This window comes from Halomonas sp. A3H3 (assembly GCF_000982975.1).
GTDB classification, from domain to species: Bacteria; Pseudomonadota; Gammaproteobacteria; order Pseudomonadales; family Halomonadaceae; genus Vreelandella; species Vreelandella titanicae.
Genome location: NZ_HG423343.1, coordinates 2,439,598 through 2,464,755, shown reverse-complemented (window position 1 = coordinate 2,464,755; position 25,158 = coordinate 2,439,598). Strand labels below are relative to the sequence as shown.

Below are 25,158 nucleotides of genomic sequence, written 5' to 3'. Positions count from 1 at the left end.
TTTTAAGGGGACGCCGCTCAGTCATTGGATGGCAGCCGGTATAACGAGCCCGGGATGTGGGTACTTTCGTCATCAAGTACGGCGTCGAGATTGGCCCCGGCCAAATAAATGTGATCACCCACTCGTGCAATTGCGGTGATATGGCATTCGGGAGCAATCAGATAGTCCTGGCTGCCGGTTTCAATATGAGTCTGGCGAATATAGCGTGCGTGGTCGCCCGTGGTGAACAGCGTCTGGTTGTGCAACATCAGACCGCATAAATCGCCGACGCTGGCGTCCTCCCTAACATGCGCTAGGGAGGCACCGTCGGCAAGCTGCAGAAGCTCGACACCGGCATCCTCACTATGGCTCACCGCCACCCTGCCTTGGTCACAGGCCATCAGGCGCGGCGTATTTCTCAGCATGATAGGAGGCGTTTCGCATTCGGCCGCGACGATGCGCGGTGAATCGCCATCCAGCCCCAGATAGAGTCGTTCGCCATCGAAGGCCAAAGCGCTAATGGCTGACTCTTGCTCGCCTCGCGCGACTAGTGCTTGTGTCGTTGATATCCATTCGAACCATTCACGTCCCCGAGCCAGCATGATCTGTCCGTTGGCGGAGATGGCACCATGGCGAGGAGTAAAAGGCAGTTCCCTGGTTTCGATGAGCATTCCATCCGCCGTGAAGAAGTGCAGCGCCGGGGCCATGGCGTCCATGACTACTAGGTGCTCCCGATGCATACCGATCGCCAGCGGCTTGAACAGGCCACCTTCGTGCAGGCAACTGAGCTGGGAGACAGGAGCATCGTAGTGTTGGCTCGGAAGACTCAGACGCTCGGCCAAGGCGTTGGAGATATGACCGAGCGCAATGGCGATCGTGCGCACACGGTGAGGCGGCATGCGGTAGGTGGGCGCCGAGAGGCTGATGGCGCCTATCAGCTCACCTTGCCGACTCAGCAGTGGTTGCGCTACGCAGCGTACGCCTTCGATGATTTCTTCGTCATCAATGGCGTAGCCGCGAGCGCGAATCAATCGCAGCTCTTCTTCTAGGGCATCCTCGTTCTGCAATGTCCGAGGTGTAAGGGCCTGGAAGTGGATACGCTTCATGTACTGTGCACTTTGCTCGACGGGCAGGAAAGCGAGTGCAACCTTGCCGATGCCTGAGGCGTGGAAGGGGCGCTTACTGCCGCTCGAGGCGCCTACCGTGACCTCATAGCCGAGGCTGTAACGACTGACAATGCGTACTGAATCCTTTTCGGCAATACCCACAGTGACAGTTTCGCCCGTGCGTGCCGAAAGATTGATCAAGTCATTCTCTATGAGCATCAAGAAGCGGTGACTGGAGCGCAGGCTAGTGGTCAGTTCGGAGAAGCGAAGGCCCAACTCGTAGGCCTGGTCGCGATTATCCAGCGACAACATACCTCGTCTCACCAGGGCGGCGAGAATCCGATAAGCGGTGGGCTTGGTGTAGCCCATCTCGATAGCGATGTCGTGTGCGGTAAGGCGTTTGTTAGAGTGGGCCACCAACTCGACGATATTGAGGGCCTTATCGAGTAGTTGTGTGCCTCCGCCGCCACCGTCGTTGATGGTGGCTTGGCGCGCCCGCTTGGTGGGCTCCTGGGTGGCTTGGGTCATGGTGGGTGCCTGTTGCGAAGATACCGTGCGATGCCTCATGATACACAGTAGGTACCGCATCTGTCAGAGCTGGATTGATGGTTTAGCGTCGCCCCAAAGCAAATGTACACATCATGAGTTCAGCAGGGTGTCCCAGTCGACCCGCTTTACAGGGTAGATCTGCACCTCTCCCCAGACGCCCTCTCGCATGTAGACCTCTTTTTCAAGATAGCCCTCAAGAGCTGCGCGGCTTTCGAAGTCACAGAACACCGCAGAGCCGCACATTTGGCCCTCTTCATCGAGAATGGCGCCTCCATCGACAATACTGCCATCAAGCTTACGGGCTTTAATATCCTGCATATGCTCTTGGCGAGCCGCTAGGCGTTTTTCCAATGTATCTGCTGCTTTAGCATCCTGCGCAATGATCATAAAGTGCATTTTTATTTCCTTGTTTTAAATTTAGGGTAATAAACGATACGCATGGTCAAGCCCGACGGTAGCGCGTCAGCACCTCGTGATCGGGAGTAACGCCCAGGCCAGGCCCTTCAGGAAGCAGGAACTGATTATTTTGGCGATGCCCCTCCACGTCGAATAACCACGCCCGAGGCTCGACAAAGAGGTATTCGAGTTGAATAGCCTGGGGAAAGGCTGCCGCCAAGTGAAGGCTCGCGAAAAGGCCAGGGCCGAAATAGGGCGTATGGGGCATCAGAGCAACGTTAGCATCTTCAGCTTTACGAGCGATGCTTAGCCATTCGCTGATACCACCCACTTTGGTCACGCTGGGCTGCACATAATCCACCGCCCCCCGCTCGATAGCCGCTGAGAATTGCATGGAGGTACACCAGTTTTCGCCGCAGGCCAAGGCCACGCCGCTGCCCCTAAACTCGGCGAGCTTGGCATAGTCTTCCGGTGGGAAGATAGGCTCTTCCAGCCAGGCAATGGATAACTCTTTAAGTTCAGCAAGACGTGAATGAGTTTCCGCTTCGCTCCAACTACAGTTAACGTCCACAGCCATGGGCGTGCTGTCCCCCACGACTACTCGGCAGGCACGAATCTCTTCAAGCGTTATTTCATGTAACTTGAGATCAGTAAAACCATTGGCTAACGCTTTCTGACATATTTCAGCAGCAAGCGGGCCATCCGCATAGCGAACCAGGCTTGCGTAAACCGGTACCTGCGAACGTGTCTGGTTACCAAAGAGTTGGTGCAAGGGAACTTGTTCGCGCCGAGCTTTAAGATCCCATAGGGCAATATCGATACCTGAAATGGCAAATAGGGTAATCCCGTAGCGGCCAAATAGATGGAGTCGTTGCTGAAGAACCTGATTGTAACTAACGATATTCTCGATTGTGGCTCCCACGATAAGAGGAGATATCAATCTATCAATAACGGCCTTAACAGCATCGGCGGTGAAGTAGCCAAAGGCCTCCCCCCAGCCGACATTGCCGGCCTCGTCTTCTAAGCGGATTAAAACTGTTTCCAAGCTGTTCCACCTCGTGGGCGTAATGCCAATGCCCTTACCGCCATCGAAAAAAGGAATGTCGACGATAAAGGTATCAAGTGAGCAGATCTTCATGGTGACCTCCTAATCATTTCAGTTGGCTCCCAGCGTAGCCACCGCCAACATAGTCGGGCCCCTCAGCCTCGGGCATTGCCTCAAAATTGATAAATTTTGGGTCGATGAAATCCTCTGCATTATCTTGAGGGCAGTACCCTAACGTCTGAGCACTTGTGTTTTTGAACATGGGGTCTGGGCTGCGTGAAATGCCATAGACGATGGCATGTTTAAGTTGCTCATGGGTCATGCCTATGTCAATCAGTTGTGCGAGGTCACGGGCGCTGATCCACAGGCGCCGACGGCGCGCGTCTATAACACTCGGGTCAGCATTGCCGATACGGATAGATAGGGTTCCGATACCGTAGCGTTGGGCATACATCGCACAGGCTGCCTCTCCGAAAGCTTTGCTTAAACCGTAGTAGCTGTCGGGTGCCGGTGAAGCATCATCGCCTGGGAGATCGTCTGCGTGGTACTGACCAACCACATGGTGGCTGCTGGCGAAAATAAAGCGCCCAACCGCTGCCTGCCTGGCGGCTTCGAGTAGCGCTAGGGTGGCACGGTAGTTAACGTCCAACGTATCCTCAAAATCTAGCTCGGTTCCATGGACGCATGCCAAATGCAGGATACCGTCGACCCCCTGTACGGCTTGCTGAAGAGTGACCGGATCGCGTAAGTCGCCAACAATGCCCTCTTCTGTGGAAGTGATCGTCTCGATAGGCTGGGTATCAAGCAGGCGAAGGCGATAACGCTGGCGCAGATGAGGACGGAGTATCTTGCCGACACGTCCACCTGCACCGGTGATCAGCAGTGTTTTCATAATGATCTCTTTGCCATTGTTATAAAGTGGGCCGGAAGCACGTATTGGCTTAACTTTGTACTGGAGGCTTCAGCGCATAGCCACGGCCAGCGTAGTCGAAACCCTCAAGCTCATTCATGGGGCGTTCCTTATCAACGCGTGAAGCATAATAGGCACGAATTTCGGTAATAAGACCCGTTTCAGGATCAAATCGGTACCACTCATCGCCACGCAAGGCTTCTCCCAACTTGGCTTTCCAATGTGTCCACTCTATGACGGCCTCATAGCCGTCGGCGCCCACTAATACGTTCTCAATCGTCCAGCTGGAACCGAAGTTTTCTACACACCAAACCCATTTCTCTGCAATGGTTCGGGCGCTGCGCCACGGAATATCGGGCAAGCCGGGGGGAAAATAGTGCACAGCATCTTTAGTGAAACAGTGCATCATTTTTTCGACATTGGCTTCGTTACAGCCATCGAAGTATTTACGAATAATTGCTTCACGCTGTTTGGCTATATCGCTCATTTCAGATTCCTTGCTGGCGGGTACGTGACTGTCCACTCTGACTCTGCTCTGCACGGTGTTGCTCATACTCGGCGAGCGTCTTGGCATTGGGTGGATAAGTGCCCCACAGCGGTGCGCCAGCCTCAATTTTCTTGTGCAGATACTGTTCGCGCTGTTCCTGCTCGTAGGCGTCCACGGCCAGGTCGTCGGCAATACTGCGAGGAATGACCACTACACCATTACCATCGGAAACCACTACATCCCCAGGATAAACAGCAACACCAGCACAGCCGATTGGCACCTGCATGTCTATTGCACGCAGGAAGGCAGGCCGGGTTGTGGCCGTGTTTTCACGGCTGTAGGCGGGAAGGCCTATCTTGGCCACTTCCTTGCCATCGCGAAAGGCGCCATCCGTTACCGCACCGGCGGCACCACGCTTGAGCAAGCGGGTCAGCAGCATATCGCCAGCGGACGCTGCACGCGGATCCTGGCAGCTGTCGATTATTAGTACTTCACCCTCGCTGACGCTCTCTATCGCTTCCCATTGCAGATTGTCCTCGCCTCGCTTGGCAAGATCACCCAAATCCCAATCCTTATCTTCGCGGGAGGGGATAAAGCGCAGTGTAAAAGCAATGCCTACGAAGCTGGCAACGTCGGGATTCATGGGCTTCAGCCCTACCAGGAATTGCTGTCGGTAGCCGCGCTTAAATAGCTGAGTAGTAATAGTAGCGGTACTGCTCTTGCCGAGCAGTTCCAGTGTGCCACTTGCCAGGGGTGAAAGATCGCTCATACCCTACCTCCTTTGTTTATCATATTGTGATTCTTGACGAATAATAAAAGATTGTCAATGCTTAGATCTAAAGTCAATAATTATTCACCTCATCTTTTAAAAGCATCTCTAAATCTAATATATTTTATATAATTCAATTACTTAAAAACATGCACCTTGAAAAATCATCCTTTAGTCTAATCGTATTGCATAATGATATAGATTGGTTGATATTTATAATGTGATAATAAATCAAACAGAGAGAGACAGAAAACATGTGGAAGAAAACGCTTACAACAGCCGCCATCGGATACATGGTGGTCGGATTGACGTCAGCTCATGCTATGCAACTAAACGTCAGCACTACTCAAACTGCGGATGACCCGCTGATAGCTGGGTTCGAGCTCTTCAAGCAAAACGTGGAGGATCGCACCAATGGAGATATCCAAGTACGTATCTTCCCTAGCTCCCAACTGGGAGATACGCAGGATGTGATGGAGCAGGCGATGGCTGGCGCCAATACCGCAGCACTGACCGATGCAGCCTATCTCGCGGACTACGTTCCAGAAATTGGTGTACTTAACTCCCCTTATGTCTTCGACGGCTACGAAGAGGCCGCCCGCTTCGTAGAAACTGATCTTTTTAATGAGTGGGAGAAAGCAATAGAAGAACAGGCTGGGATCGTCGTTTTGTCTTTTAACTGGTATCAAGGTGCTCGACACATTTTCAGCAAGGAAGAGATCCATGAGCCATCAGACTTAGAGGGCATGCGGGTTCGAACCCCTCAAGCACCGATCTGGACGGAATCCATGGCGGCATTGGGTGCCACGCCAACGCCCTTGGCATGGGGGGAGGTGTATTCAGCCATGCAGACCGACGTCATCGATGGAGCTGGCGCTCAAATAATGGGGGGTTATGGAACTCGGTTTCATGAGGTCTCACCGTACATTTCACTGACACGCCATATTGAATTGATTACAGCACTCGTCGTCGGTAGAGATTGGTTCTATAGCCTACCTGAAGAGTACCAAATAGCGCTAAAGGAAGAGGCTCGAAACGGAGGGCGTCATGCATCAGAGGTACTCCTCCAACGTATCGAAGAAGTCAAGAGTGCCATTCCTGAGGAAACGGGCACTCAATTAATTGAGGTAGATGAAGAGGTCTTCAAGCAGTCGGTTTCAGATTACGGCTACTACGAGAAGATGGAGCTACAAGAAGCTTATGACGCTGTTCAAGAAGCGCTCTCTTCTTCTCAGTAAACGAGAGGCATTGCCGAGTGGCGGGGGCGTGCCTCCGTTGCTCGGCCTAGGTTATAGGGGCTATTAACATGACTGACTTCCTTACCAAGTGTGAGGGTGTAATCACAAAACTGTTGTTCAGCATACTGGTAGCAGTGGTGTTGGTGGGCTCTATCGCTCGCTACTCTGGTTATCCGGTTACCTGGTCGGTAGAACTATCACAATCAATTTTCGTCTGGCTGGGCATACTATCTGCAAATCAAGCCTTACGCCTTCATGCGCATGTAGTCGTGGATCTTTTTAGCGGACTTATAAACAAGGTGCCTCTCGTGGCGGTATCAATAAACATCATGCACCGATTGCTTATGTTTTCTTTCTTACTTTTTATCGTTATTCACGGCTATCACCTAGTAATCGTTAGCTCAGGAAGAACAGTGTCATCTATTGGCTTTAGTTATGGATGGGTGGTCGCTGCTATCCCGGTGGGATGTCTACTGTTATTGATAACAATGATGGTGCAATGCGTCACCGATATAAATGAATGGCGCAAGATCCGTAGATCGACTACTCAGGGGAACGTGATATGACTTTAGTATTCCCAGTTTTTTTGATCTTGCTATTTACAGCAATGCCAGCAGCGTTCGCTATCGGCATTGCGAGCTTACTGTACTACCTGGTAGATAGCCCTATTCCTGTCAGCATTGCCGTTCAGAAACTGGCCACTGCGACACAGTCGTTCCCTTTGCTGGCTATCCCGCTTTTTATTCTCGCTGGCAATTTGATGAACCGAACCGGCATCACTCATCGCTTATTGGATTTTTCCAAAATGCTCACCGGCTGGATGGTCGGGGGGATGGCCCAAGTAAGTATCGTATTATCAACCCTGATGGGGGGCGTTTCTGGGTCGGCAGTCGCAGATGCTTCCATGCAGTCACGAATCCTCGGCGGCCACATGATTGAAAGCGGCTATAGCAAGGGATTCACTGCAGCAGTCATTGCGTATAGTGCCGTTATAACAGCAACCATACCGCCCAGTATTGGCCTGATCGTTTTTGGGTTTGTGGGCAATGTATCGATTGGCAAATTGTTGCTGGCAGGTATCGTGCCCGGTCTTCTGTTAATGGTTATTTATATGTTCGTTGCTTGGGGCATATCCAAGCGGAATAACTATCAGCCGGAACTGGATAGACTTCCAACACTTAAAGAATTAGGGAATTCATTTGTCAGATCCATTTGGGCGCTTATGTTTCCCGTTCTTCTTCTTGTTGGGATTCGGTTTGGCGTCTTTACGCCCACTGAAGCTGGGGCTTTCGTGGTGCTTTACTCATTAGTAGTCGGTATCTTTATTCATAAAGAGCTCGATTGGAAAGCCGCAATGGAAGCGCTTCATGATTCAGTGACCGATGTTGGTGTGGTGACTTTAATTGTCATGACTTCGGCGATGTTGGGACATGTATTTGTGCTTGATCAGGTGCCTCAGACAATTTCCCAATTGATATTAGGCCTTTCGGATAACACCTTGGTTGTGTTCATGCTGGTGATGCTGTTCATGGTCGTGGTTGGCATGCTGATGGAGGCCACGGTCAATGTGCTGTTACTGACACCGATTTTACTTCCATTGGCAACAGGCATCGGTCTTGATCCTGTTCACTTTGGGGTGATCTTCGTGACGATGGTCTCTTTAGGAGGTAACACACCGCCAGTCGGCGTATGCATGTACACCGTTTGTGGGCTTTTGAAAGTGAGTACCTGGGACTACTTCGTTGCCTCTATTCCTTTCATATTAAGCTTTTTGGCCCTGATGGTGTTCCTGCTATTGGTGCCGGATTTAGTCATGTACCTACCCAACCAATTCTCAGGCTTCTGAGCCGTTCATGACCGTACTACATCAATAGCGGAGAGAGTCGATGCATCTTTCTTACACTACACTCAATCCTTTGCCGTGCGGCGGGCAACCAGCGACTCGCAACCTGCTTGAGGGAGAAATCCAGGGGGCTATGGTGCGCCACCATACGCTACCGCCTGCCGGGGAACGGGTACTGGCTGAGCAACAAGACAGATTGAGCATTCTGTTCCTGCTGGAAGGAGATCTAACCTGCCAGCAGGCTGATCAGGAGCAAATCACCGAGCGGGCTGCACTCGTGCCGATGCCAGGTACCGACATTTGTTTAGCGTCCCTTGATGGGGCTAGTTTCCTGGAAATCGTGCTGGAGCTAACGCCGCAGGAGTGGAAGGCTTTACAGCAGGATACTAACAGCTTTCCCTATTTACAGCGCTACCGCACTAGCGCTCGCTATCGCGATGCCTCAAAAAGTGAGAAAACCACTAGCCGCAAGGTTATCCCCCCAGGTGTAGTGCCACGTTTCTGCATGGGTTCGGTGGAAGCGATTGGACCAGACCGGGTTGCTCCTCATGCCCACCCCATACTGGATCAGCTATTCATGGTTTTGCCTGAAAGCCAGATCACCCTGGAAATAAATGGAGAGCCCCATCCGGTGCCTGGCAATTCCCTAGTGCACATTCCTTTGGGGTCTGAGCATGGCGTCGCCGTTGAGGCTGGCCAACATCTTCACTATCTGTGGTTGGATTTTTTCTTTAATCAGAACGACATGGTCTTTATCACTCAAAGTCACCAGGAACTCGATGACTAACGCTATTATTTAGCTTTTTGGCAAGTTTATCGCATCAACTCAGGAGAACCTTTCGTTATGCCTATCACTGGCAAGTTACTTATCGGCCAGAGTGCCGTCAGCGGCAGCTCCAAGCCTATCAATGCCATCAACCCGGCTACCAATGAGCCCCTTGAGCCTACCTTTGCAGGTGGCACAAAGGATGAGGTTGAGCACGCCTGCGAACTAGCCGAAGCGGCTTTCGGTATTTACCGCGAAACCTCACTAGAAGATCGCGCGGTGTTCCTTGAGACCATCGCCAGCGAGATCGAAAGTATCGGTGATGAACTGATCGAGCGTGCCATGGCCGAAACAGGCCTGCCCCAGGCACGCCTAGAAGGCGAGCGTGGTCGTACCTGTGGCCAGCTGCGCCTTTTTGCCAACGTGGTGCGCGCCGGTGAATGGCTCGATGTGCGCATTGACCCGCCCCTACCGGGACGTACACCGATGCCCCGCGCCGATCTACGTCAGCGCCACATCGCACTCGGCCCAGTAGCCGTATTCGGCGCCAGCAACTTTCCCCTAGCCTTCTCGGTAGCGGGCGGTGACACCGCCTCAGCACTGGCCGCTGGCTGCCCCGTAGTAGTTAAGGGGCATTCCGCCCACCCCGGCACCTCCGAACTGGTGGGCCGCGCCGTGCAGCGGGCGGTAAAAATCTGCAGGCTTCCGGAAGGCACCTTCTCGCTATTGTTCGGCTCGGGTAGAGAGATCGGTCAGGCGCTGGTCGCCGACCCGCGCATCCAAGCAGTGGGATTCACCGGCTCTCGTAATGGCGGCACCGCCCTGATGAAGACCGCCCAAGCGCGACCGCAGCCCATCCCGGTGTACGCCGAGATGAGCTCCATCAATCCGGTATTCCTACTGCCCGAAGCGCTCAAGGCTCGCGGCCAGCAGATCGCTGAAGGCTTTGTCGGTTCGCTCCAGATGGGTGCGGGCCAGTTCTGCACAAGTCCCGGCCTGTTGATTGCGGTCAAGAGCCCCGAGCTAGATGTCTTCATTGAGACCGCTGCCGAGAAAGTTAAGGCGATCGGAAGCCAGACCATGCTGACCCCAGGCATCTTTTATGCCTACGAACAGGGGGTGAAGCGGCTTTCCAATAGCGGCAAGGTTCGCGAAGCGGCAAGAGGCAAGGCTGGCGACACACCCAACCAGTGCCAAGCTGGGCTGTTCGTTACTAGCGCTAGCGATTTCCTGAATGACCTCGAACTGCAGGAAGAAGTGTTTGGCTCCACCTCTCTGGTCATCGAGTGCGCCGACCAGGCTGAAGTGAAGCACGTGGCGACCCAGCTCGGAGGGCAGTTGGCGATCACCCTCCAGATGGACGACGGCGACCTCCCCACAGCCAAGACACTGTTGCCGGTATTAGAGCGCAAGGCCGGACGCATTCTGGCCAACGGTTGGCCCACTGGTGTGGAAGTGTGCCATGCCATGGTTCACGGCGGGCCGTATCCGGCAACCTCCGACTCGCGCACCACCTCGGTAGGCAGCGCGGCGATCTTCCGCTTCCTGCGCCCGGTATGCTACCAGGCGTTGCCGGAAGGTCTTTTGCCCCACTCCCTCAAGGACGGCAACCCCTGCACCATTTCCCGGCTGGTAGATGGTAAGCGCGAATAAGCGACATGCTTAGCGAAGTATCTGTTATTTCTAGGCGGCCTGCGGGCCGCTTTTTTAGGTACAGCGACCAGCTTGCAACCAAGAATAAGGCCAATGAAACATCACGTACTTCAGATATGCCCACTTTCTCCTTCGGCTAAATGAAGAACTGGCCGAAACATTTATTGCTCATTTGTGGCGGGCTTGGATTGTTTCAGCCTACTGCGAGAGTGGCCAGCTGTTCCAAACAACCTTATATGTTCTGATTCTCTAAATTTAAATGTGCTCTACCTGTGTCCCTCAAAATCGTTCCATGGAACGCTCAACGAAGGACAGCGCCACTGCGCAGCCAATCAATCCAATTCCCACTATCAGCGGTATGCGAACATCCCAACCTGTCATTGCGCCGGCAGCCGCAGTACCGGCGGAACCCGCTGTGATCTTCATCGCCGCCACCCATAGAAAAACCTGCCCGCGCCCCTTTGCCGGCGCATACTCCGTCCGTGCGGCCAGCGTGGCAGCAAAGAAAAACGCATTGACTATTCCCGCCAGCCAAAAGGTTGCGATGGCGATTAACAACGTGGGACTCACCATTACTGCAAACAACCCAGCAATGACGCACAGGGCCAAAACTGACATCAAGTGGTCTGGACTGCCTCGCAATGGCCGCAGCATGACGCCTATTGATCCGGTGAGATTCCCGATCCCATAAGCCGCCGTCATGGCCGCCGCGCTGGCGGCTGGTGAACCAATAAGGGTCGTCATGTGAACGGCGGTGATGGGCAGGGCCGCCATGCTGAAGGCGACCAGCATGGTCATGTACAAGGTTCGACGCAGCGGGCCATCCTTTACCATCAGTGCGATGGTGCTCCAGGCGCTCGGTACGTTCTGGACATCGCCTCCGTGCTCGGGGGCGCTGTAAGGCAGCCGCATGACCAGCCAGGCGGCACAAAAGGCCGCCACCGCTAGACAGAAAGCAGCCAGCCCCGGCGAGGCCCATGAGGAGACAGCGGCCACCACTGAAGGGCCGATCGTCCCGCCGATGCCGTAGGTGGCGACGTCCCAGCCTTGCGCGCGACGCTGGCTGTGCTGATCGCTGCCGACGATCGTCGGCAACCGGCTGCTGATGCCACCCGTCAGTAATGGGCCGCAACAGCCTGAAATCGAGAGCAACAAGCCGGTAAGAATAGCCGGGGTGTGGCCATAGCTGAGGACTGCTGCCGCCAAGGCGAACGAATAGAGGACACAGGCGAAAGCAATGACCTTGCGACCGTCGTCGGCCAGATCAATGCGTCGTGCCACAAAAGGGCCAAGCAGGTGCGGCGCTGTGATACAGGCTGCCAAAAAGCCGGCCAGACTGCCGCTACCGCCTTGTGTGGTGACCAACAGTACGATGGCAACCACGGCGCCGCCATCAGCCGTGCGCGCTAATGCAGCGGCCATGACATAGCGGGCAAGACCGAACCGCCCGGCAGAGCCCCAGCTAGCTGTATTCACAGTAAAAGCTCTCCGTGCCAAGGCTCACGCCCCCAAAAACTGACCCAGTGCAACGTGGCCCATCAGGCCAGCTCAAGCTCGTCAAGTAGCACGGCGAGCTGTTTCCGGCTGGCCCCTTCCAGGGCCTTGAGCGGGAGCGGCAAGGAGGGATGCTCTACTAGCCCTTGCAACTCCGCAGCGGCCGCGACGACACGCAGGCTGCCGCCGTGCTGGCCGAAAAGTGCCCACAGCGGTTGCAGTCTTTGGGATAGACGCGTCGCTTCCTGCGTATCACCGGCCTGTACAGCGCGGGTGATAGCCAGCGCCGTCTTGGGGAATAGGCCGCCGATCACCGAATACCAAGTCTCGCAACCCGCATTCAGCCCCGTTGCGGCGAAAGCATCTCCGCTGACGCCAAGCGTCACGTGTGGTGGGATCAGGGCGCGCAAACGCTCGACATGCGCCTTGGCCGTTTCGGGATCTGCCGGAACACCAGGAATCTTGATGGAACGCACGTTGGGAAGCTGAGCGATCCGGCCATACAGCTCCTCGCTGAATTCAAAATGTGTTGTGCCAGGATTGTCGTACACGCACAGCGGAACGGATAGGTAGCGGGTCACGGTCTCATAGAGATCGAAGACTTCATCGGTGGATAGTTTCTGGTACGACATTGGGGCCAGCAGCACCGCGCTCGCCCCCGCTTTCTGCGCATCTTCGGCCAGGGCCAGCACATCGCGCGTTCGCAAGGCACCGATGCCGACCATCACTGGCACGCTGCCAGCATGCTTCACCGCCAATTGCGCGACACGCGCACGTTCTGCTCGCGTAAGATAGGCATAGCTGCCCGTCGATCCCAGGGCGCCGATGGAATCAACGCTGGCATCAGCCAGACGCTCAACCAGTCGGGCAAACGCCGCTTCGTCAATGCCGCTCTCGTTCATGGGGGTCAAGGGAAATGCGCTGAGGCCGGAAAACATGGTCGATTGTCCTTATGTCAATATAAGTGAAAAGGCCGCTATGTTTCTTTCGTTAGGCCTACGGTAACATTGTCACAGACTACATATACATTGTCATAGGACAAAAGTGAAGATAACCGGTAAGACTTCTCTGGAAATTTCCGACTGTATCCGTGCAATGGTGCAGAAAGGTGACCTGCTGCCCAACGACTCGCTGCCGCCTGTCCGTGAGCTGGCGGCCACACTCGATGTGAACCGCAATACGGTCGCGGCGGCCTACCAGCGTCTGGCGAAAGCGGGCATCGCCGTCACGCAGGGACGCCTGGGCACTACCATCTGCTCGCCGCCCCAGGCAGGCGAGCAGGAAGGATTGAGTCCCGAAACGGCATTGGTCGATCTCGCCCACGGAAACCCCAATCCGCAATGGTTACCCGAGCTGAAGGGGCTACTGGCCGAATGCTTGCCTAAGCCGTTTCTGTATGGTGAGGACACGATCCTTCCCGAACTTCGCCAATGGGGGCTTGATTGGCTCAAGCCGGATTGCCCGTCCCATCACGAGATGGAGCTGACGCATGGCGCTGTCGACGCCATTGAGCGCCTAGCGGTTGCGCATCTAGTGCCCGGCGACCAAGTAGCCGTGGAAGATCCTTGCTTCTTAGGCACCATCAATGCATTGCGATTGGCCGGCATGCAGACCGTGGGCGTCGAAATCGACGACGCGGGCATGTGCCCAGAGGCATTAGAGGCGGCCTTGGATAAGGGCGTGCGGGCGGTGCTGGTCACGCCGCGTGCTCACAATCCGACGGGGTGCAGCCTGTCCAAGCATCGCGCAAACGCATTGAAGCGGATACTCGTAGCGCATCCTAATGTGTTGGTCATCGTCGATGACCACTTTGCTCTGCTGGCAGAGACGCCGTATCACTCCATCATCCCAACCACAACATCCCGTTGGGCGCTGATACGCTCTATTTCTAAAGGCTTGGGGCCGGATCTGCGCCTTGCCTTCGTGGCCTGCGATTCGGCAACGGCGGATCGGCTGCGAACCCGACTAGCCCCTGGAATGACCTGGGTGAGCCACATTCTTCAGGCGATCGTTAGCGCCTGCTTGACGTCAAAGGATGTCCGGAAACGACTCGATAAAACGCGGAGCGAGTACGCACGCCGCCGCGATGAATTGAGTATGGCCTTGCAAGCCCAGGGAATCGACGTGACACCTGCCTCAGGCGGTTTCAATGTATGGGTGCCGCTGCCCCAGGACGCGAAGGATGTGGCCTACGCCCTCGCCAAGAAAGGCTGGCTGGTTCGGCTGGGCAGCGCTTTCGAGGTGCAAGGCTCTGTTGAGGCGATCAGGGTCACGGTATCCACGTTACAGGATGGTCAGGCGCAACGCTTTGCGGAGGATCTAAAATCGTGCTTTGCTCGGCAGCTATGAAGCTGCTTGGCAGACAGGGAATATCAGCTTTGGCTGATATTTATTCTCGCTGCGGAGATGGTTAGATCACGCGGTACAATTCGAGGTAGGGTGTCACCATCCAGTTAATCCGGTTATCCATAAAGTGTCATCCTACAGCTATTCTGGATACCCATTAATTGGATAATAACAGCGGCACCGCTGGGTTATATGTGTTTCAGAAAGGTACTAATCAATGACACCCGGATAACGCTTTTTCGCTCGGTAGAGGCGATAAATCGTTATGGAATTAGTCAAAATCACGAGTGCTTCGGCCAGAGTCCCCCCGACCGAGCCAGCCAGGATATGACTGAGTGTCCATGCTAGTGCTGCCAGGCCTAGCGAGACACGCATTGGAATACCCCGGAGCAGAAACATGCCCACCGTACCCACCACCATCGCCACAATGGCAGGCAGGTCTGCCCAGCTCTGCCAGGTAAGCACGGAAGCCACACCACTTGCCGTCAATACAACTATCATTGCTACCTTACTGCCCGGATAGCGGCGTGCGAGAGCAACGCGCGCAATGACCAGCAGCGACAAGGCAGCAGCAGTCCAGCTCTCAAAAAACATGAACTGTAAGGCGAAGGCCACGTTGGCCGAGAGGAGCAGCACCAATAGCCGGTCGTCCTGCTTGCTGGAAAAAGCCCAGACGCAGAGTACCAGCGATACCAGGCCAAAAAACTGACCAGCTACCGTGCTATAGCTTTCCACCATACAGTTTCGTACTCCATATTAGGCCAATTGCCACTCATGCAACAGCTTGGCAAGTTCCTGTCGGTCTGTTCCTTCGAGTGCTGAAGGGGCCACGGTAGACAGGGTAGGCGGCCAAAATCCCACCAGCTCCGCTGACGTAGCTATCACTCGTAGGCTGCTACCATGTTGGCTGAACAGTTCCCATAGCAGGTTCAAACTTTCAGTAATGCGCAAGGCTGTGGCCAACATATTCATCAGGCCGCCCAAGGACAAGCCCAGAGTCAAGGTGACGCCTTCCGTCCTGACGCCAGCGACGGTGCGTGCTACCACTTAAGCGACACAAGGGCGGGGAATAATAGCCAGCAGAAAGCTAATCATAGGAGAATGCCCTCTCCTAGAGTGTATTGCCGGAGTCTAAACTGACCAGTCGAGGATCGATGACGGCCCCTGGCATCATAAGGTGCAGCCCTTCAATGAGACGGTCACCGGCCTCGTGAAGCGCATCGAGGGGCATAGCAGGCAGGCTTTCCAGAATGAACCACATACGCGCCGCATCGGCACTCAGCCGGGTCCGAATCCCTTGCCGCCAATTCCAGCGCCGGCAGGTCACCCCGATATCGTCCCGCCACACAACTTCCCCATTACTAGGAGACTCATAGGCCACCGCGCCATCCTTCATGGTGTCGAACGATTCCGTTCCGTTGGCAATTACCAGCCTGGGTTCTCCAACATAGGCTGCAATATTCTCGCCACCAACCGGCAAGGCATACTCAATGCTGATCGCGTTGTATAGATCAACGACAGGATCAATGCTCGGTAGGCTACCCTCCCTCAAGACACGCTTGCGTAAAGCATCTGAAGAACAAGGGGTTCGCTGTGGTTTAGCGCCGAAGGTACGAAAGACCTCAGCCCAAGCCAGTGAGTGGGCCTCGGACCAGGCAGCATCTTTCTCGACTAGTGACCGACAGGCCCGAGTCAAAGCCTCTGACGCGACTCCTTTATCGACGATTTTTGCAGCCTCCACGCTAATGCTGATAGCACGGAAGCCCGGTGCGATTTTACTTATTCCTGAATCGATTGACGGCATGACGGGTTGCATTGGAGAATCTCCTAGTGACCATTTCATTATACCTTAGTGACCAATGACCAACAAAGTCAATATAACGACCGACCCAGACATTGATGCCCAGTCAATCAGCCAAGCTGTCGCTAACAAACTTAAAGCGTATAGAAAGGTGCAGAAACTTTCCCTTGACGAGCTTTCCCGGCGTGCGGGCATCAGCAAGGGGATGCTGGTAGAGATGGAGAAAGGTCTCGCCAATCCCAGCATTGCCATCTTATGCAAAGTAGCAGCAGCACTCGGTATCTCAGTAGCGGATATCGTTAATGTCACCAGCCCGCCGGCAGTGCATGTGATCGATAACAAGGATATCCCAACGTTGTGGACGGGCCCCAAAGGAGGCACTGCCCGGTTGCTTGCAGGCACAAGTGGCCCAAATATGATCGAAATGTGGCGTTGGGAGATGCAGCCAAAAGAGTTATTTAATGCGCACAGCCACCCGAATGGGACACATGAACTGTTTCATGTAGAACAAGGAGAACTGAGGCTAAAAGTTGCTGATACCGACGTAATCGTTCCTGCAGGTTCTTCTGCAGTGGCAAGGACGGATGTACCTCATATGTATGCTAACGATGGCGAATCGAAACTTGTATTTATGATGGCGGTGGTCGAACTCCATCAATAACTAATGGCACACGCAACTTGAGCACTATTACCTTTTCCAAACAAATCGACTCCACCCCGCATAGCGGTGGAGTCAACTCGTTTGCCAACACGTTAATAGCCAACCGACCTATGAATGGCGTGGTACCCGACGTTTTTTCATCCACAGGGTAGCTGCAATAAAGTAAAGAACGGTTGGTACCACAATAAGAAGCTGAAAAGTGTCTAGATGTGCAGTGGCATCTACTCCCTGAAGCCAGGACCAGCCAGCGATACCCAGTATGATTACCAGGCACGCCACAGAGATAAAGTACCAAGGATCAAGGCGACGCACTGGCAAACGATCAGGCGAATCTTCACCCGGCTGACCTGCAGGATTGGGTGGCCCATAGGCCTGCTGATAAAAATCGATCTCCTCTTTAACAATGTCTCCCTGAAAGTGGCACAGCAGTGGATAGGCAATAAAGCTTGTTAGCCACACGGGTATAAAGAGCGTGAAGAGGTGTAGCGAGCCCTCCAATAAAAGTAGCACCCCAACCAGGACACCAATGCTCCAGGCCATAAACGCTGGACGATTGTTGGCAAGCCCTAAATGCTCACGCCAGAACGGGCGGATCTTCATTCGGGGCAGTAAAAAGTGCTCCGCCGCAATGATGGCGCCCACCGGAGCAATCAACATGATGAAGTAAGAAAGTACATTGAGCCACTGGGTGAACACGAAGGGGAAGCAGGCAATCAGTGTTGTTGCTACCCCCGTTATAGCAGTCACTCGAACGCGTGAGTGCTGAGGAAAGACCGCCTGGAAAGCGAGCCCAGCGCGATAGAGACTGGGGATCGACGTGGTCCAACCGGCGATCACTACCGCAATTAACCCCATGGCGCCAAGAATCCGAAATGAAACACCGCCGGGATCCATCTGGGTTAGCTGAGAGCCTGCCAGCAGTGCAGCAGTAGCGCCCATCAACCCAGCACAAACCCACGCCATGTAGTGGCCAATGTACATACCAGCGGCGGAGAAGTATCCATATGAAGACTTCCGCGCAAAACGCAGAATCGACATATCACTCATCCCTAAATGCATGGGCAGGTTAGCGCCCCAGGCCCAGGCGGCAATCACCCAGACAGAAATACCGGGAGTTCCTTCAGGTGTTTCACCAGTCCAGACAAAGGTATCAACAACACCCGCCAAGGTGGTCAAGCCATCCAACTCACCCATGTGCAGTAGTATAGGAACCGTCACTACACCACTGGCTAAGAACATGGTCGCCATCCAGGGAGAACAGACGGTTGAGAAATTGGCGATTAGCTTGAATCCTTTTAGGGTCATCCACACGGTAATAGCGCCCACAAACAGCACCAGCGCAACAAAACTAATACTCTGAGGATACCATGCCGTTTGCGGCGGTATGGTCGTCACCACTCGGAAGGCAGACGCCGATACCGTAATCATCGCCCCCGACACCACGGCAAAAATCAAACCATTAAGAAGATTATAAATAAGCGAAAAGCGCTTACCTGCCAACCGCTCTAGATACCAGTAAATGGTCATGCGCGAGCGAACGGCCACCGGGCTACACACCCAAGCCCATGAAAGCACGGCAAATAAGTTGCCAATGAGCAGGCCCCAGAGTAAATCGCTGGTACTAACCCCCAGCGCAACTAACGAAGCGCCGATGACGAATTCGGTTCCCGCTACGTGCTCACCTGCATAAGAACCCAGAAAGTACTTGCCGCTTAATTGATGGCTTGCGGGAATTCGCTGATGCTCAAATTCTCCAGTCGGTTGTGATGTTGATGAGGGAGCGCTCTCACTTGCCGCCGTCGACAGCGCGGGGGTTGGGGTGCTCATGCGCATCTCCTGTTGTTGTTGGGGCTATAAGCACTGAATGTTTTAAAGCGTAAACAATCAGACTAAATGGAATGTATATTCTATAATTTTTAATAGCAAACATTTCATTCCATACTTTGGTCGACCTTTAATGCCTAATCCCACGTCAATGTGACCGGCATACAGGTCTGTAGCGACTTCGTGGCGGCATCAGCAATACGCTGGGCACGTAGTGCCGCATCGGCATTCGGGTAATCAACCTGTTCGCCCTCAAGCCCCCGCACAAAGGTGTCTAGCGCTTCGTAGAACGTAGGTTCTATGCGCTTGAGCCAGTCAGCATGCAGCCCATCACTGATCTGTTCACTCCCTTTGTAAATCGAAAGGTGGCGATGGGGCTGACGCCGCGACTCGGCCATCCCTTCAGCACCAAACAATTCTACGCGCTCGTCATAGCCGTAGCCGGTGCGCCGCGTGCAATCGATCTGTACCAGAGCCCCTGAGGCCATGCGTAGTGTGGCAATGGAGGTGTCCACATCACCGGCTTCCCCTATACGCGGATCAGAAAGCGCATCCCCCATCACATGCACCTCTACCGGCAAATCCTCGGTGAGCCAGCAGAGCAAGTCGAAAAAGTGGATGGTCTGATCACGCATCTGCCCGCCAGACGCCTCAATATAGGCCATCGGTGGGGTTTCCTGGGAGCGACAGGTCATCTGTACCAGCTCGATCTTGCCCAGCTCGCCTCTTACCACCACTTTCTTAAGAGAAGCATGGCTGGCGTCAAAGCGGCGGTTGAAGCCGATCATCAGCGGCACGCCCGCCTCACGAACCGCAGCGACCGCTTGCTCGGCTCTGCGAGTATCCAGGTCGATAGGCTTTTCACAATAGATTGCTTTGCCCGCGCGGGCTGCCTGCTCGACAAAGTCGGCATGGGTTGGGGTCGATGAGGCGATCAGTACAGCATCAATATCGGTGGTGAACACGTCTTCGATCGCGATGGCGTTTGCGCCATACTCAGCTGCCAGCGCCTGGGCTTTAGCCAAATCAATATCGGCCACAACATCAAGCGATACCTTAGGGTGGCGAAACAGGTTACGAGCATGCAGCGAGCCGATAAACCCAGCACCAATAAGAGCAAAGCGTTGCATAAGTGTACCTCCTGTTTTTCAAGGTCAGGGGTTTCAAAGCCAAGCTTTTCAAAGCTCAGGCTTTCAAGACCCAGGTTTTGCAAGCCTAGAGCGCGATGGTTACCCACTGGCCTTGTGTGTTGTGAGAGGCGTCAACGGCCTTAACAAAGCGTACGCCCAAGAGTCCATCACGACTGTTCGGCAACGGTCGAGCTTGACAGGCGGCCTGGCTGGTATCGCGATATCGCTCGATAACATCGGCAATGTCGCTATAAAGATTGGCAAAGGACTCGATAAACCCTTCAGGGTGGCCCAGCCCTATCCGCGTCAACCGGGCTTGGTCATCGCTCTGGCTATCATGTCCCTGCACGCGGGTTTCGCGCCGGCCATCGGGGTATTTCAAGGTAAGGTAGTGCGGATCCATCTGACACCACTCCAGAGAAGCCTTATCGCCAAACAGGCGGAAGCGTAAGCCGTGCTCGTGCCCCGTGGCGGCCATGCTGACCCACAGTGAACCACGCGCCCCATTCTCCAGACGTACCTGGATCTGCGCATCGTCGAATACCCGCCGCCCCGGCACGCAGGTGCTAAGTTCTGCAGACACCTCGGTGACTTCCTGACCACTGACAAACCGCAGCAGTTGGTGGGCATGGGTACCCAGATCAGAAATCAGGCTGGTAGTGCCGGACTGAGCCGGGTCGAGACGCCACGCGGCCTGCTTATTACTTGCATCGTCCTCTACTTTTGCGCATGCCCAGCCGGAGGCGTGCTCCACCATGGCAATACGCAACTCGCCAAGCGCCCCTTCTCGTACCAGATGCGCCGCTTCGCGCACCATGGCGTAGGCGCTGTAATTGTGGGTTAACGCGAAAACCAGCCCGCGCGCTTCGGCCAGAGCGTGCAGGCGTTCCGCCTCATCCAGATCACCCGTCATGGGTTTATCGCAAATCACATGAATGCCTGCTTCCAGGAAGGCGCTGGCCACCGGGTAGTGACTATCGTTGGGCGTGACAATCACCACTGCCTCGATGCCTTCTTCCCGAGTGCTCTCCTTCTCCGCCATCTGCGCATAATCTTCATAGACACGGGCAGGGTCGATCTTAAGCTCTGCCGCGCCCTGGTGAGACTTCTTCAGTGAGCGTGAGAAAGCGCCGGCCACCAAGTCATAACGGTTGTCCAGCCGCATGCCCATTCGGTGCGCTTTGGCAATACCCGCGCCAGGGCCACCGCCGACCATGCCAATGCGTATTCTTGTTGATGCCATGTTGCTCTCCTTATCTCCAGGGCGTCTGCAAGGTTTAGATGCGTACCCACTGACGGCTATGGGCGGATTCATCCATAGCGGTGATGATGCGCTGGTTGGCGCGGCCAAAGGCAAAGTTGGGAAAGCAGTCGTCCTGGTTAGCGATGCCCTCGATCAGGTCGTGCACCTCAATCACCTTGGCGTCGAAAAAACCTAGCCCGCCACCGGCGAAATCAAAGCCAAAGAAGGCGCGGTACTGCGGCACCTGGGAGCCGGCCAGCAAGGTTTTGAAACCGCGGTCACGCTTATCGTCGTTCAAACGGTATACCTGCAGCTCGTTAAACCTCTCACCGTCCATATACAGCGTGCCCTCGGTACCGGAAATCTCCCAATACACGCCAAACACTCGACCAGCCGCGAGGCGTGAACTTTCAATCACCCCGGCCGCGCCGGAGGTAAATTTAACCAGCGCCTGGGTCTGATCATCGTTTTCCACACGACGCATTTCTGCGTGTTTATCGACCTTGCTGGCGTAACCGGCATCGCTGGAGGGCACTGGGCGTTCGGTAATTTGCGTCTGCGTCTGGCAGTTAACCTCTTCCAGGTCGCCCATTAAAAACTGTGCCACGCTAATAATATGCGCGCCCAGATCCCCTAGCGCCCCGGTTCCCGCGCCTTCACGAGAGCAGCGCCACGACCAGGGCAGATCCGGATCATTAAAGAAGCCCTGATCAAACGTCCCTCTGAACCGAATAGGTCGGCCAATCTCACCGGCGTCAATCAACTGCTTGGCCAGAAGCGCTGCCGGTGTTTTGATGTTGTTAAAGGCCACCATGGTTTTCACACCCGCCCGCTCGGCCGCCTCGTGCATTTCGCGAGCCTGATCATCACTCATGGAGAGCGGTTTCTCACAGTAGACATGCTTGCCTGCGGCGATAGCAGCCAGCGCCATTTCATGGTGCAACGCGTTGGGGGAGGTAATATCGACCACATCTACATGGGGGTCATCAATCAGTTGGCGCCAGTCGCCGTAACCTTTCTCGAAACCGAGGCGTTCCCGTGCGGCTTCAGCCACGCCTGCCCCTTGATCAGCAATAGCATATAGCCGCGGCGTTAATGGTAGGTCACGGTAGAGCATCCTCGCGCGGTGATAGGCGTCCGCATGCGCCTGGCCCATAAAACCGCTGCCGATCAAGCCAATATTGAGCATCTTAGCCATGATAAAGTCTCCTGAAGTTAGTCGTGAGCGCCGCTTTTAGCACTCCGCTAAGAGGGTGTGATGCACTGAGTCAGCGGTTTTCGAACAGCTGTGTCATATGGCGATAAGCAATACCGGCCATCTCTTTTGGGGGTGCTTTACGCGGGTCTTGCTCGGCCTCCACGATCAGCCAGCCTTGATAATCAGTGTTGGTGGCAAACTCAATCAGGGGCGAAAAATCCAGGTAGCCATCACCCGGCACGGTGAACATGCCATCGCGCACGCCTTGGTTGAAGCTGATGTCCTCGCGGCGCACTCGGGCCATGACATCCCCCCGGATGTCTTTGCAGTGCAGATGATTGATACGCGCGCCATGGCGTGCCAGCAGACCTGCCATATCACCACCCCCGGCCACCACATGGCCTGCATCGAACAGCAGCCCCACTGCCTCGCCCGTATGAGCCATCAGCGCGTCAATCTCGGCTTCATTTTCCACCACCATCATCAGATGGGCATGATAACTAAGTGCAATGCCATGGCGCGCTTTAAGCGCCTCGGCAAAGCGCGTCAGACGCTCGCCATAGGCCGACCAATCGGCCTTTGCTACGCTCGGAGTTTTCGACAGCGGCGCGTCGAGTGGCGCATCACCCGGCATCAGGCCGCACTCGCCATATACCATCACCTGGGCACCGCAGGCAGCCAGCAACTCTGCATGCTCGGCCACCGCCGCCAGTTCAGACTCTACATCGCGTTCGGCTAGAAACCCGGAGTACCAACCGCTTGCCAGAGCCAGGTCGTGTTCCGCCAATAACGGTTTGAGCACTGATGGGTCGCGGGGGAACTTGCGGCCCATTTCGACCCCTTGGTAACCGCAGGCAGCGGCCTCGTGCAGGAATGTCTCGACAGGGGTATCGTCACCAAACTCGGTGATCACGTCGTTTGTCCAACTTAGCGGGTTAATGCCTAACCGCAGCTGATGGGGTGCCAGTAGGTCAGCTATCGTATTGGCCATGTTGATCTCTTATCGTTGTTGTTTGAGTGCTTTAATTGTCGACGGCACGCACGGTATGCGTCTCTCTATTCCGTTGGGAACTGGTCGAGCAAACAAGTGCCGCCGAGGAAGGTTGGCTTAGGGGGATGAGCAGGCTCGGTTCATTTGAAGACACCGGCGCCCAAGCCGCCGGTGCTGTCAGAATAACGTCAGGCTTTATTGGTGCTTAAAGTGTGGGCATCGTGAAGTGATTGGTCTCTTCACGGATACCGCTGGGCCAGCGTTGGGTAATGGTTTTCATGCGTGTGTAGAAACGCACGCCATCGGGGCCGTGCATGTGCAGCGGGCCGAACAGTGAGCGCTTCCAACCGCCAAAGCTGTGAAACGCCATGGGCACGGGAATAGGGACGTTAACGCCGACCATGCCGACCTGAATCTGCTCGCAGTATTGGCGCGCGGCATCCCCATCACGGGTAAAGATCGCTGTGCCGTTGCCATACTCATGTGCGTTAACCATGCTGACCGCTTCATCGAAGCTTCCCGCGCGGGTAATCGCCAGCACTGGGCCGAAAATCTCTTCAGAGTGAATGCGCATACCGGGCTTGACATGATCAAACAGCGTGCCGCCAATAAAGAAACCATCACCAGCGCCGTCCACCGCCGTTTTGCGGCCATCTACCACCAGCTCTGCGCCTTCGTCCACGCCAGTTTGGATATAGCCTTTGACCTTTTCCAGGTGATCGCGAGTCACCAGTGGGCCCATATCGTTATCGGGGCCATCGACCAGGCCAGGCCCGACGCGCAGGTTCGCGAGTTCAGCCTCAAGCTTCTCGCGCAGCTTCTGGGCGGTCTCCTCACCCACGGGCACCGCCACCGAAATGGCCATGCAACGCTCGCCTGCGGAGCCGTAGGCGGCACCCATCAGTGCACTAACGGCTTGATCAAGATCGGCATCCGGCATGATCACCATGTGATTCTTGGCACCGCCCAGCGCCTGAACACGCTTGCCATGTTTTGATGCCGTGGCGTAGATGTACTCGGCAATCGGGGTAGACCCCACAAAGCTGACGGCTTGAACACGCTCATCGGTCAGCAGTACATCCACTGACTCTTTATCGCCATTGACGACGTTGAAGACGCCATCCGGTAAGCCCGCCTCTTTCAGTAGCTCAGCTAAGCGCATCGGCGTGGAGGGATCCTTCTCCGACGGTTTCATGACAAAGGTATTGCCACAGGCCAGCGCAATGGGGAACATCCACATGGGCACCATTGCCGGGAAGTTGAACGGCGAAATACCGGCGCACACGCCGAGCGACTGCATCATGGAGTAGCTATCAACGCCGGTGCCGACGTTCATGGAGTGCTCGCCCTTCTGCAGGTGCGGAATGCCACAGGCAAACTCGACCACTTCAAGGCCACGGGTTACTTCGCCTTTGGCGTCAGAAAACACCTTGCCATGCTCGCGGGAAATCAGCCGCGCCAGCTCGTCGGTGTGCTCCTCTACCAGCGCCTTGAATTTAAACAGAATACGCGAGCGCTTAAGCGGAGACATTTTCGACCAAGTGGCAAAGGCCTCATCGGCAACTCGCACTGCTTCCTGGGTCTCCTGCGCAGAAGAGAGCGCCACCTGCAGGGTCTGCTCGCCAGTGGCGGGATTATAGACAGGCGCGGTGCGGCCGCTTTGGCTTGCAACGGCTTGGCCATTGATAAAATTACCTAAGATACTCATCTCTCAACTCCTCTTGGTGTT

The 25,158-nt window shown here is 55.0% G+C and carries 24 protein-coding genes; 7 read left to right on the top strand and 17 right to left on the bottom strand.

What is annotated here, in order from left to right; all coding sequences use genetic code 11:
- Nucleotides 1-17 precede the first annotated feature (17 nt).
- The 6 genes from HALA3H3_RS10940 to HALA3H3_RS10915 form a co-directional block, all read right to left on the bottom strand.
- Nucleotides 18-1,613: an IclR family transcriptional regulator gene (locus tag HALA3H3_RS10940; RefSeq protein ID WP_022521603.1), complete on the bottom strand. Its 1,596-nt coding sequence runs from the start codon at nucleotides 1,611-1,613 to the stop codon at nucleotides 18-20.
- Nucleotides 1,614-1,724: 111 nt separating this feature from the next.
- Nucleotides 1,725-2,030 carry a YciI family protein gene (locus HALA3H3_RS10935; RefSeq protein ID WP_022521602.1) on the bottom strand — a complete coding sequence of 102 codons (306 nt, stop codon included), beginning with the start codon at nucleotides 2,028-2,030 and terminating at the stop codon, nucleotides 1,725-1,727.
- Between the two features lie 46 nt (nucleotides 2,031-2,076).
- Complete coding sequence (locus HALA3H3_RS10930; RefSeq protein ID WP_022521601.1) at nucleotides 2,077-3,168, bottom strand: mandelate racemase/muconate lactonizing enzyme family protein; 1,092 nt, start codon at nucleotides 3,166-3,168, stop codon at nucleotides 2,077-2,079.
- A 13-nt stretch (nucleotides 3,169-3,181) separates the two neighbouring features.
- Nucleotides 3,182-3,967, bottom strand: coding sequence for an NAD-dependent epimerase/dehydratase family protein (locus HALA3H3_RS10925; RefSeq protein ID WP_022521600.1), 786 nt, complete (start codon nucleotides 3,965-3,967; stop codon nucleotides 3,182-3,184).
- 49 nt (nucleotides 3,968-4,016) lie between these two features.
- On the bottom strand, nucleotides 4,017-4,472 hold the full coding sequence (locus HALA3H3_RS10920) for a nuclear transport factor 2 family protein (protein WP_022521599.1): 456 nt from the start codon (nucleotides 4,470-4,472) through the stop codon (nucleotides 4,017-4,019).
- Between the two features lies 1 nt (nucleotide 4,473).
- On the bottom strand, nucleotides 4,474-5,241 hold the full coding sequence (locus tag HALA3H3_RS10915) for an RraA family protein (RefSeq protein ID WP_022521598.1): 768 nt from the start codon (nucleotides 5,239-5,241) through the stop codon (nucleotides 4,474-4,476).
- A 254-nt stretch (nucleotides 5,242-5,495) separates the two neighbouring features.
- Between HALA3H3_RS10915 and HALA3H3_RS10910 the strand changes: the two genes are divergently transcribed.
- The 5 genes from HALA3H3_RS10910 to HALA3H3_RS10890 all read left to right on the top strand — a co-directional run bounded on the left by HALA3H3_RS10910 (nucleotide 5,496) and on the right by HALA3H3_RS10890 (nucleotide 10,741).
- Nucleotides 5,496-6,479, top strand: coding sequence for a C4-dicarboxylate TRAP transporter substrate-binding protein (locus HALA3H3_RS10910; protein WP_022521597.1), 984 nt, complete (start codon nucleotides 5,496-5,498; stop codon nucleotides 6,477-6,479).
- 68 nt (nucleotides 6,480-6,547) lie between these two features.
- Nucleotides 6,548-7,045, top strand: coding sequence for a TRAP transporter small permease (locus HALA3H3_RS10905; protein WP_053856957.1), 498 nt, complete (start codon nucleotides 6,548-6,550; stop codon nucleotides 7,043-7,045).
- A complete protein-coding gene (locus HALA3H3_RS10900; RefSeq protein WP_022521596.1) occupies nucleotides 7,042-8,325 on the top strand; it encodes a TRAP transporter large permease in 1,284 nt (427 codons plus the stop codon). The genes HALA3H3_RS10905 and HALA3H3_RS10900 overlap by 4 nt, the downstream gene beginning before the upstream one ends.
- A gap of 40 nt (nucleotides 8,326-8,365) precedes the next feature.
- Nucleotides 8,366-9,109 carry a cupin domain-containing protein gene (locus HALA3H3_RS10895; protein ID WP_022521595.1) on the top strand — a complete coding sequence of 248 codons (744 nt, stop codon included), beginning with the start codon at nucleotides 8,366-8,368 and terminating at the stop codon, nucleotides 9,107-9,109.
- Nucleotides 9,110-9,166: 57 nt separating this feature from the next.
- Entirely contained in the window at nucleotides 9,167-10,741 is a 1,575-nt protein-coding gene (locus HALA3H3_RS10890) for an aldehyde dehydrogenase (NADP(+)) (protein WP_022521594.1), read from the top strand.
- 279 nt (nucleotides 10,742-11,020) lie between these two features.
- Here the strand turns inward: HALA3H3_RS10890 and HALA3H3_RS10885 are convergent, their stop codons facing one another.
- Nucleotides 11,021-12,217 carry an MFS transporter gene (locus tag HALA3H3_RS10885; RefSeq protein ID WP_022521593.1) on the bottom strand — a complete coding sequence of 399 codons (1,197 nt, stop codon included), beginning with the start codon at nucleotides 12,215-12,217 and terminating at the stop codon, nucleotides 11,021-11,023.
- Nucleotides 12,218-12,279: 62 nt separating this feature from the next.
- The gene (locus HALA3H3_RS10880; protein WP_022521592.1) at nucleotides 12,280-13,173 is read right to left on the bottom strand and encodes a dihydrodipicolinate synthase family protein; all 894 of its coding nucleotides are present in this window, start codon (nucleotides 13,171-13,173) and stop codon (nucleotides 12,280-12,282) included.
- Between the two features lie 106 nt (nucleotides 13,174-13,279).
- On the opposite strand from HALA3H3_RS10880, the gene ptsJ reads away from it, so the two are divergent.
- A complete protein-coding gene (gene ptsJ, locus HALA3H3_RS10875) occupies nucleotides 13,280-14,584 on the top strand; it encodes a MocR-like B6 salvage transcription factor PtsJ (protein WP_022521591.1) in 1,305 nt (434 codons plus the stop codon).
- A 207-nt stretch (nucleotides 14,585-14,791) separates the two neighbouring features.
- Here ptsJ and HALA3H3_RS10870 read toward each other — a convergent pair whose 3' ends face one another.
- From HALA3H3_RS10870 to HALA3H3_RS10860, 3 genes are all read right to left on the bottom strand, one after another.
- Nucleotides 14,792-15,319, bottom strand: a complete 528-nt coding sequence (locus HALA3H3_RS10870; RefSeq protein ID WP_022521590.1) for a YgjV family protein — start codon at nucleotides 15,317-15,319, stop codon at nucleotides 14,792-14,794.
- Between the two features lie 18 nt (nucleotides 15,320-15,337).
- Entirely contained in the window at nucleotides 15,338-15,553 is a 216-nt protein-coding gene (locus HALA3H3_RS10865) for a hypothetical protein (RefSeq protein ID WP_238326081.1), read from the bottom strand.
- A 139-nt stretch (nucleotides 15,554-15,692) separates the two neighbouring features.
- Nucleotides 15,693-16,397, bottom strand: coding sequence for a B3/B4 domain-containing protein (locus HALA3H3_RS10860; RefSeq protein WP_022521588.1), 705 nt, complete (start codon nucleotides 16,395-16,397; stop codon nucleotides 15,693-15,695).
- Nucleotides 16,398-16,440: 43 nt separating this feature from the next.
- On the opposite strand from HALA3H3_RS10860, the gene HALA3H3_RS10855 reads away from it, so the two are divergent.
- A complete protein-coding gene (locus tag HALA3H3_RS10855) occupies nucleotides 16,441-17,043 on the top strand; it encodes a helix-turn-helix domain-containing protein (protein ID WP_022521587.1) in 603 nt (200 codons plus the stop codon).
- A gap of 108 nt (nucleotides 17,044-17,151) precedes the next feature.
- On the opposite strand, the gene HALA3H3_RS10850 is transcribed toward HALA3H3_RS10855, so the two are convergent.
- The 6 genes from HALA3H3_RS10850 to HALA3H3_RS10825 form a co-directional block, all read right to left on the bottom strand.
- Nucleotides 17,152-18,870 carry a purine-cytosine permease family protein gene (locus HALA3H3_RS10850; protein WP_022521586.1) on the bottom strand — a complete coding sequence of 573 codons (1,719 nt, stop codon included), beginning with the start codon at nucleotides 18,868-18,870 and terminating at the stop codon, nucleotides 17,152-17,154.
- A gap of 134 nt (nucleotides 18,871-19,004) precedes the next feature.
- The gene (locus HALA3H3_RS10845) at nucleotides 19,005-19,997 is read right to left on the bottom strand and encodes a Gfo/Idh/MocA family protein (RefSeq protein ID WP_022521585.1); all 993 of its coding nucleotides are present in this window, start codon (nucleotides 19,995-19,997) and stop codon (nucleotides 19,005-19,007) included.
- A gap of 85 nt (nucleotides 19,998-20,082) precedes the next feature.
- On the bottom strand, nucleotides 20,083-21,240 hold the full coding sequence (locus HALA3H3_RS10840; RefSeq protein WP_022521584.1) for a Gfo/Idh/MocA family protein: 1,158 nt from the start codon (nucleotides 21,238-21,240) through the stop codon (nucleotides 20,083-20,085).
- Between the two features lie 34 nt (nucleotides 21,241-21,274).
- Entirely contained in the window at nucleotides 21,275-22,438 is a 1,164-nt protein-coding gene (locus HALA3H3_RS10835; protein ID WP_022521583.1) for a Gfo/Idh/MocA family protein, read from the bottom strand.
- 70 nt (nucleotides 22,439-22,508) lie between these two features.
- Nucleotides 22,509-23,429 carry a myo-inosose-2 dehydratase gene (gene iolE / locus HALA3H3_RS10830; RefSeq protein WP_022521582.1) on the bottom strand — a complete coding sequence of 307 codons (921 nt, stop codon included), beginning with the start codon at nucleotides 23,427-23,429 and terminating at the stop codon, nucleotides 22,509-22,511.
- A 205-nt stretch (nucleotides 23,430-23,634) separates the two neighbouring features.
- Nucleotides 23,635-25,137 carry a CoA-acylating methylmalonate-semialdehyde dehydrogenase gene (locus HALA3H3_RS10825; RefSeq protein ID WP_022521581.1) on the bottom strand — a complete coding sequence of 501 codons (1,503 nt, stop codon included), beginning with the start codon at nucleotides 25,135-25,137 and terminating at the stop codon, nucleotides 23,635-23,637.
- Nucleotides 25,138-25,158: the final 21 nt, after the last annotated feature.

What these genes read in the sequence shown, in the direction of transcription:
- HALA3H3_RS10940 (WP_022521603.1), bottom strand. Translation starts at nt 1,613, where the DNA reads ATGACCCAAGCCACCCAGGAGCCCACCAAGCGGGCGCGCCAAGCCACC.
- HALA3H3_RS10935 (WP_022521602.1), bottom strand. Translation starts at nt 2,030, where the DNA reads ATGCACTTTATGATCATTGCGCAGGATGCTAAAGCAGCAGATACATTG.
- HALA3H3_RS10930 (WP_022521601.1), bottom strand. Translation starts at nt 3,168, where the DNA reads ATGAAGATCTGCTCACTTGATACCTTTATCGTCGACATTCCTTTTTTC.
- HALA3H3_RS10925 (WP_022521600.1), bottom strand. Translation starts at nt 3,967, where the DNA reads ATGAAAACACTGCTGATCACCGGTGCAGGTGGACGTGTCGGCAAGATA.
- HALA3H3_RS10920 (WP_022521599.1), bottom strand. Translation starts at nt 4,472, where the DNA reads ATGAGCGATATAGCCAAACAGCGTGAAGCAATTATTCGTAAATACTTC.
- HALA3H3_RS10915 (WP_022521598.1), bottom strand. Translation starts at nt 5,241, where the DNA reads ATGAGCGATCTTTCACCCCTGGCAAGTGGCACACTGGAACTGCTCGGC.
- HALA3H3_RS10910 (WP_022521597.1), top strand. Translation starts at nt 5,496, where the DNA reads ATGTGGAAGAAAACGCTTACAACAGCCGCCATCGGATACATGGTGGTC.
- HALA3H3_RS10905 (WP_053856957.1), top strand. Translation starts at nt 6,548, where the DNA reads ATGACTGACTTCCTTACCAAGTGTGAGGGTGTAATCACAAAACTGTTG.
- HALA3H3_RS10900 (WP_022521596.1), top strand. Translation starts at nt 7,042, where the DNA reads ATGACTTTAGTATTCCCAGTTTTTTTGATCTTGCTATTTACAGCAATG.
- HALA3H3_RS10895 (WP_022521595.1), top strand. Translation starts at nt 8,366, where the DNA reads ATGCATCTTTCTTACACTACACTCAATCCTTTGCCGTGCGGCGGGCAA.
- HALA3H3_RS10890 (WP_022521594.1), top strand. Translation starts at nt 9,167, where the DNA reads ATGCCTATCACTGGCAAGTTACTTATCGGCCAGAGTGCCGTCAGCGGC.
- HALA3H3_RS10880 (WP_022521592.1), bottom strand. Translation starts at nt 13,173, where the DNA reads ATGTTTTCCGGCCTCAGCGCATTTCCCTTGACCCCCATGAACGAGAGC.
- HALA3H3_RS10870 (WP_022521590.1), bottom strand. Translation starts at nt 15,319, where the DNA reads ATGGTGGAAAGCTATAGCACGGTAGCTGGTCAGTTTTTTGGCCTGGTA.
- HALA3H3_RS10865 (WP_238326081.1), bottom strand. Translation starts at nt 15,553, where the DNA reads ATGAATATGTTGGCCACAGCCTTGCGCATTACTGAAAGTTTGAACCTG.
- HALA3H3_RS10860 (WP_022521588.1), bottom strand. Translation starts at nt 16,397, where the DNA reads ATGCAACCCGTCATGCCGTCAATCGATTCAGGAATAAGTAAAATCGCA.
- HALA3H3_RS10855 (WP_022521587.1), top strand. Translation starts at nt 16,441, where the DNA reads ATGACCAACAAAGTCAATATAACGACCGACCCAGACATTGATGCCCAG.
- HALA3H3_RS10850 (WP_022521586.1), bottom strand. Translation starts at nt 18,870, where the DNA reads ATGAGCACCCCAACCCCCGCGCTGTCGACGGCGGCAAGTGAGAGCGCT.
- HALA3H3_RS10845 (WP_022521585.1), bottom strand. Translation starts at nt 19,997, where the DNA reads ATGCAACGCTTTGCTCTTATTGGTGCTGGGTTTATCGGCTCGCTGCAT.
- HALA3H3_RS10840 (WP_022521584.1), bottom strand. Translation starts at nt 21,240, where the DNA reads ATGGCATCAACAAGAATACGCATTGGCATGGTCGGCGGTGGCCCTGGC.
- HALA3H3_RS10835 (WP_022521583.1), bottom strand. Translation starts at nt 22,438, where the DNA reads ATGGCTAAGATGCTCAATATTGGCTTGATCGGCAGCGGTTTTATGGGC.
- iolE (WP_022521582.1), bottom strand. Translation starts at nt 23,429, where the DNA reads ATGGCCAATACGATAGCTGACCTACTGGCACCCCATCAGCTGCGGTTA.
- HALA3H3_RS10825 (WP_022521581.1), bottom strand. Translation starts at nt 25,137, where the DNA reads ATGAGTATCTTAGGTAATTTTATCAATGGCCAAGCCGTTGCAAGCCAA.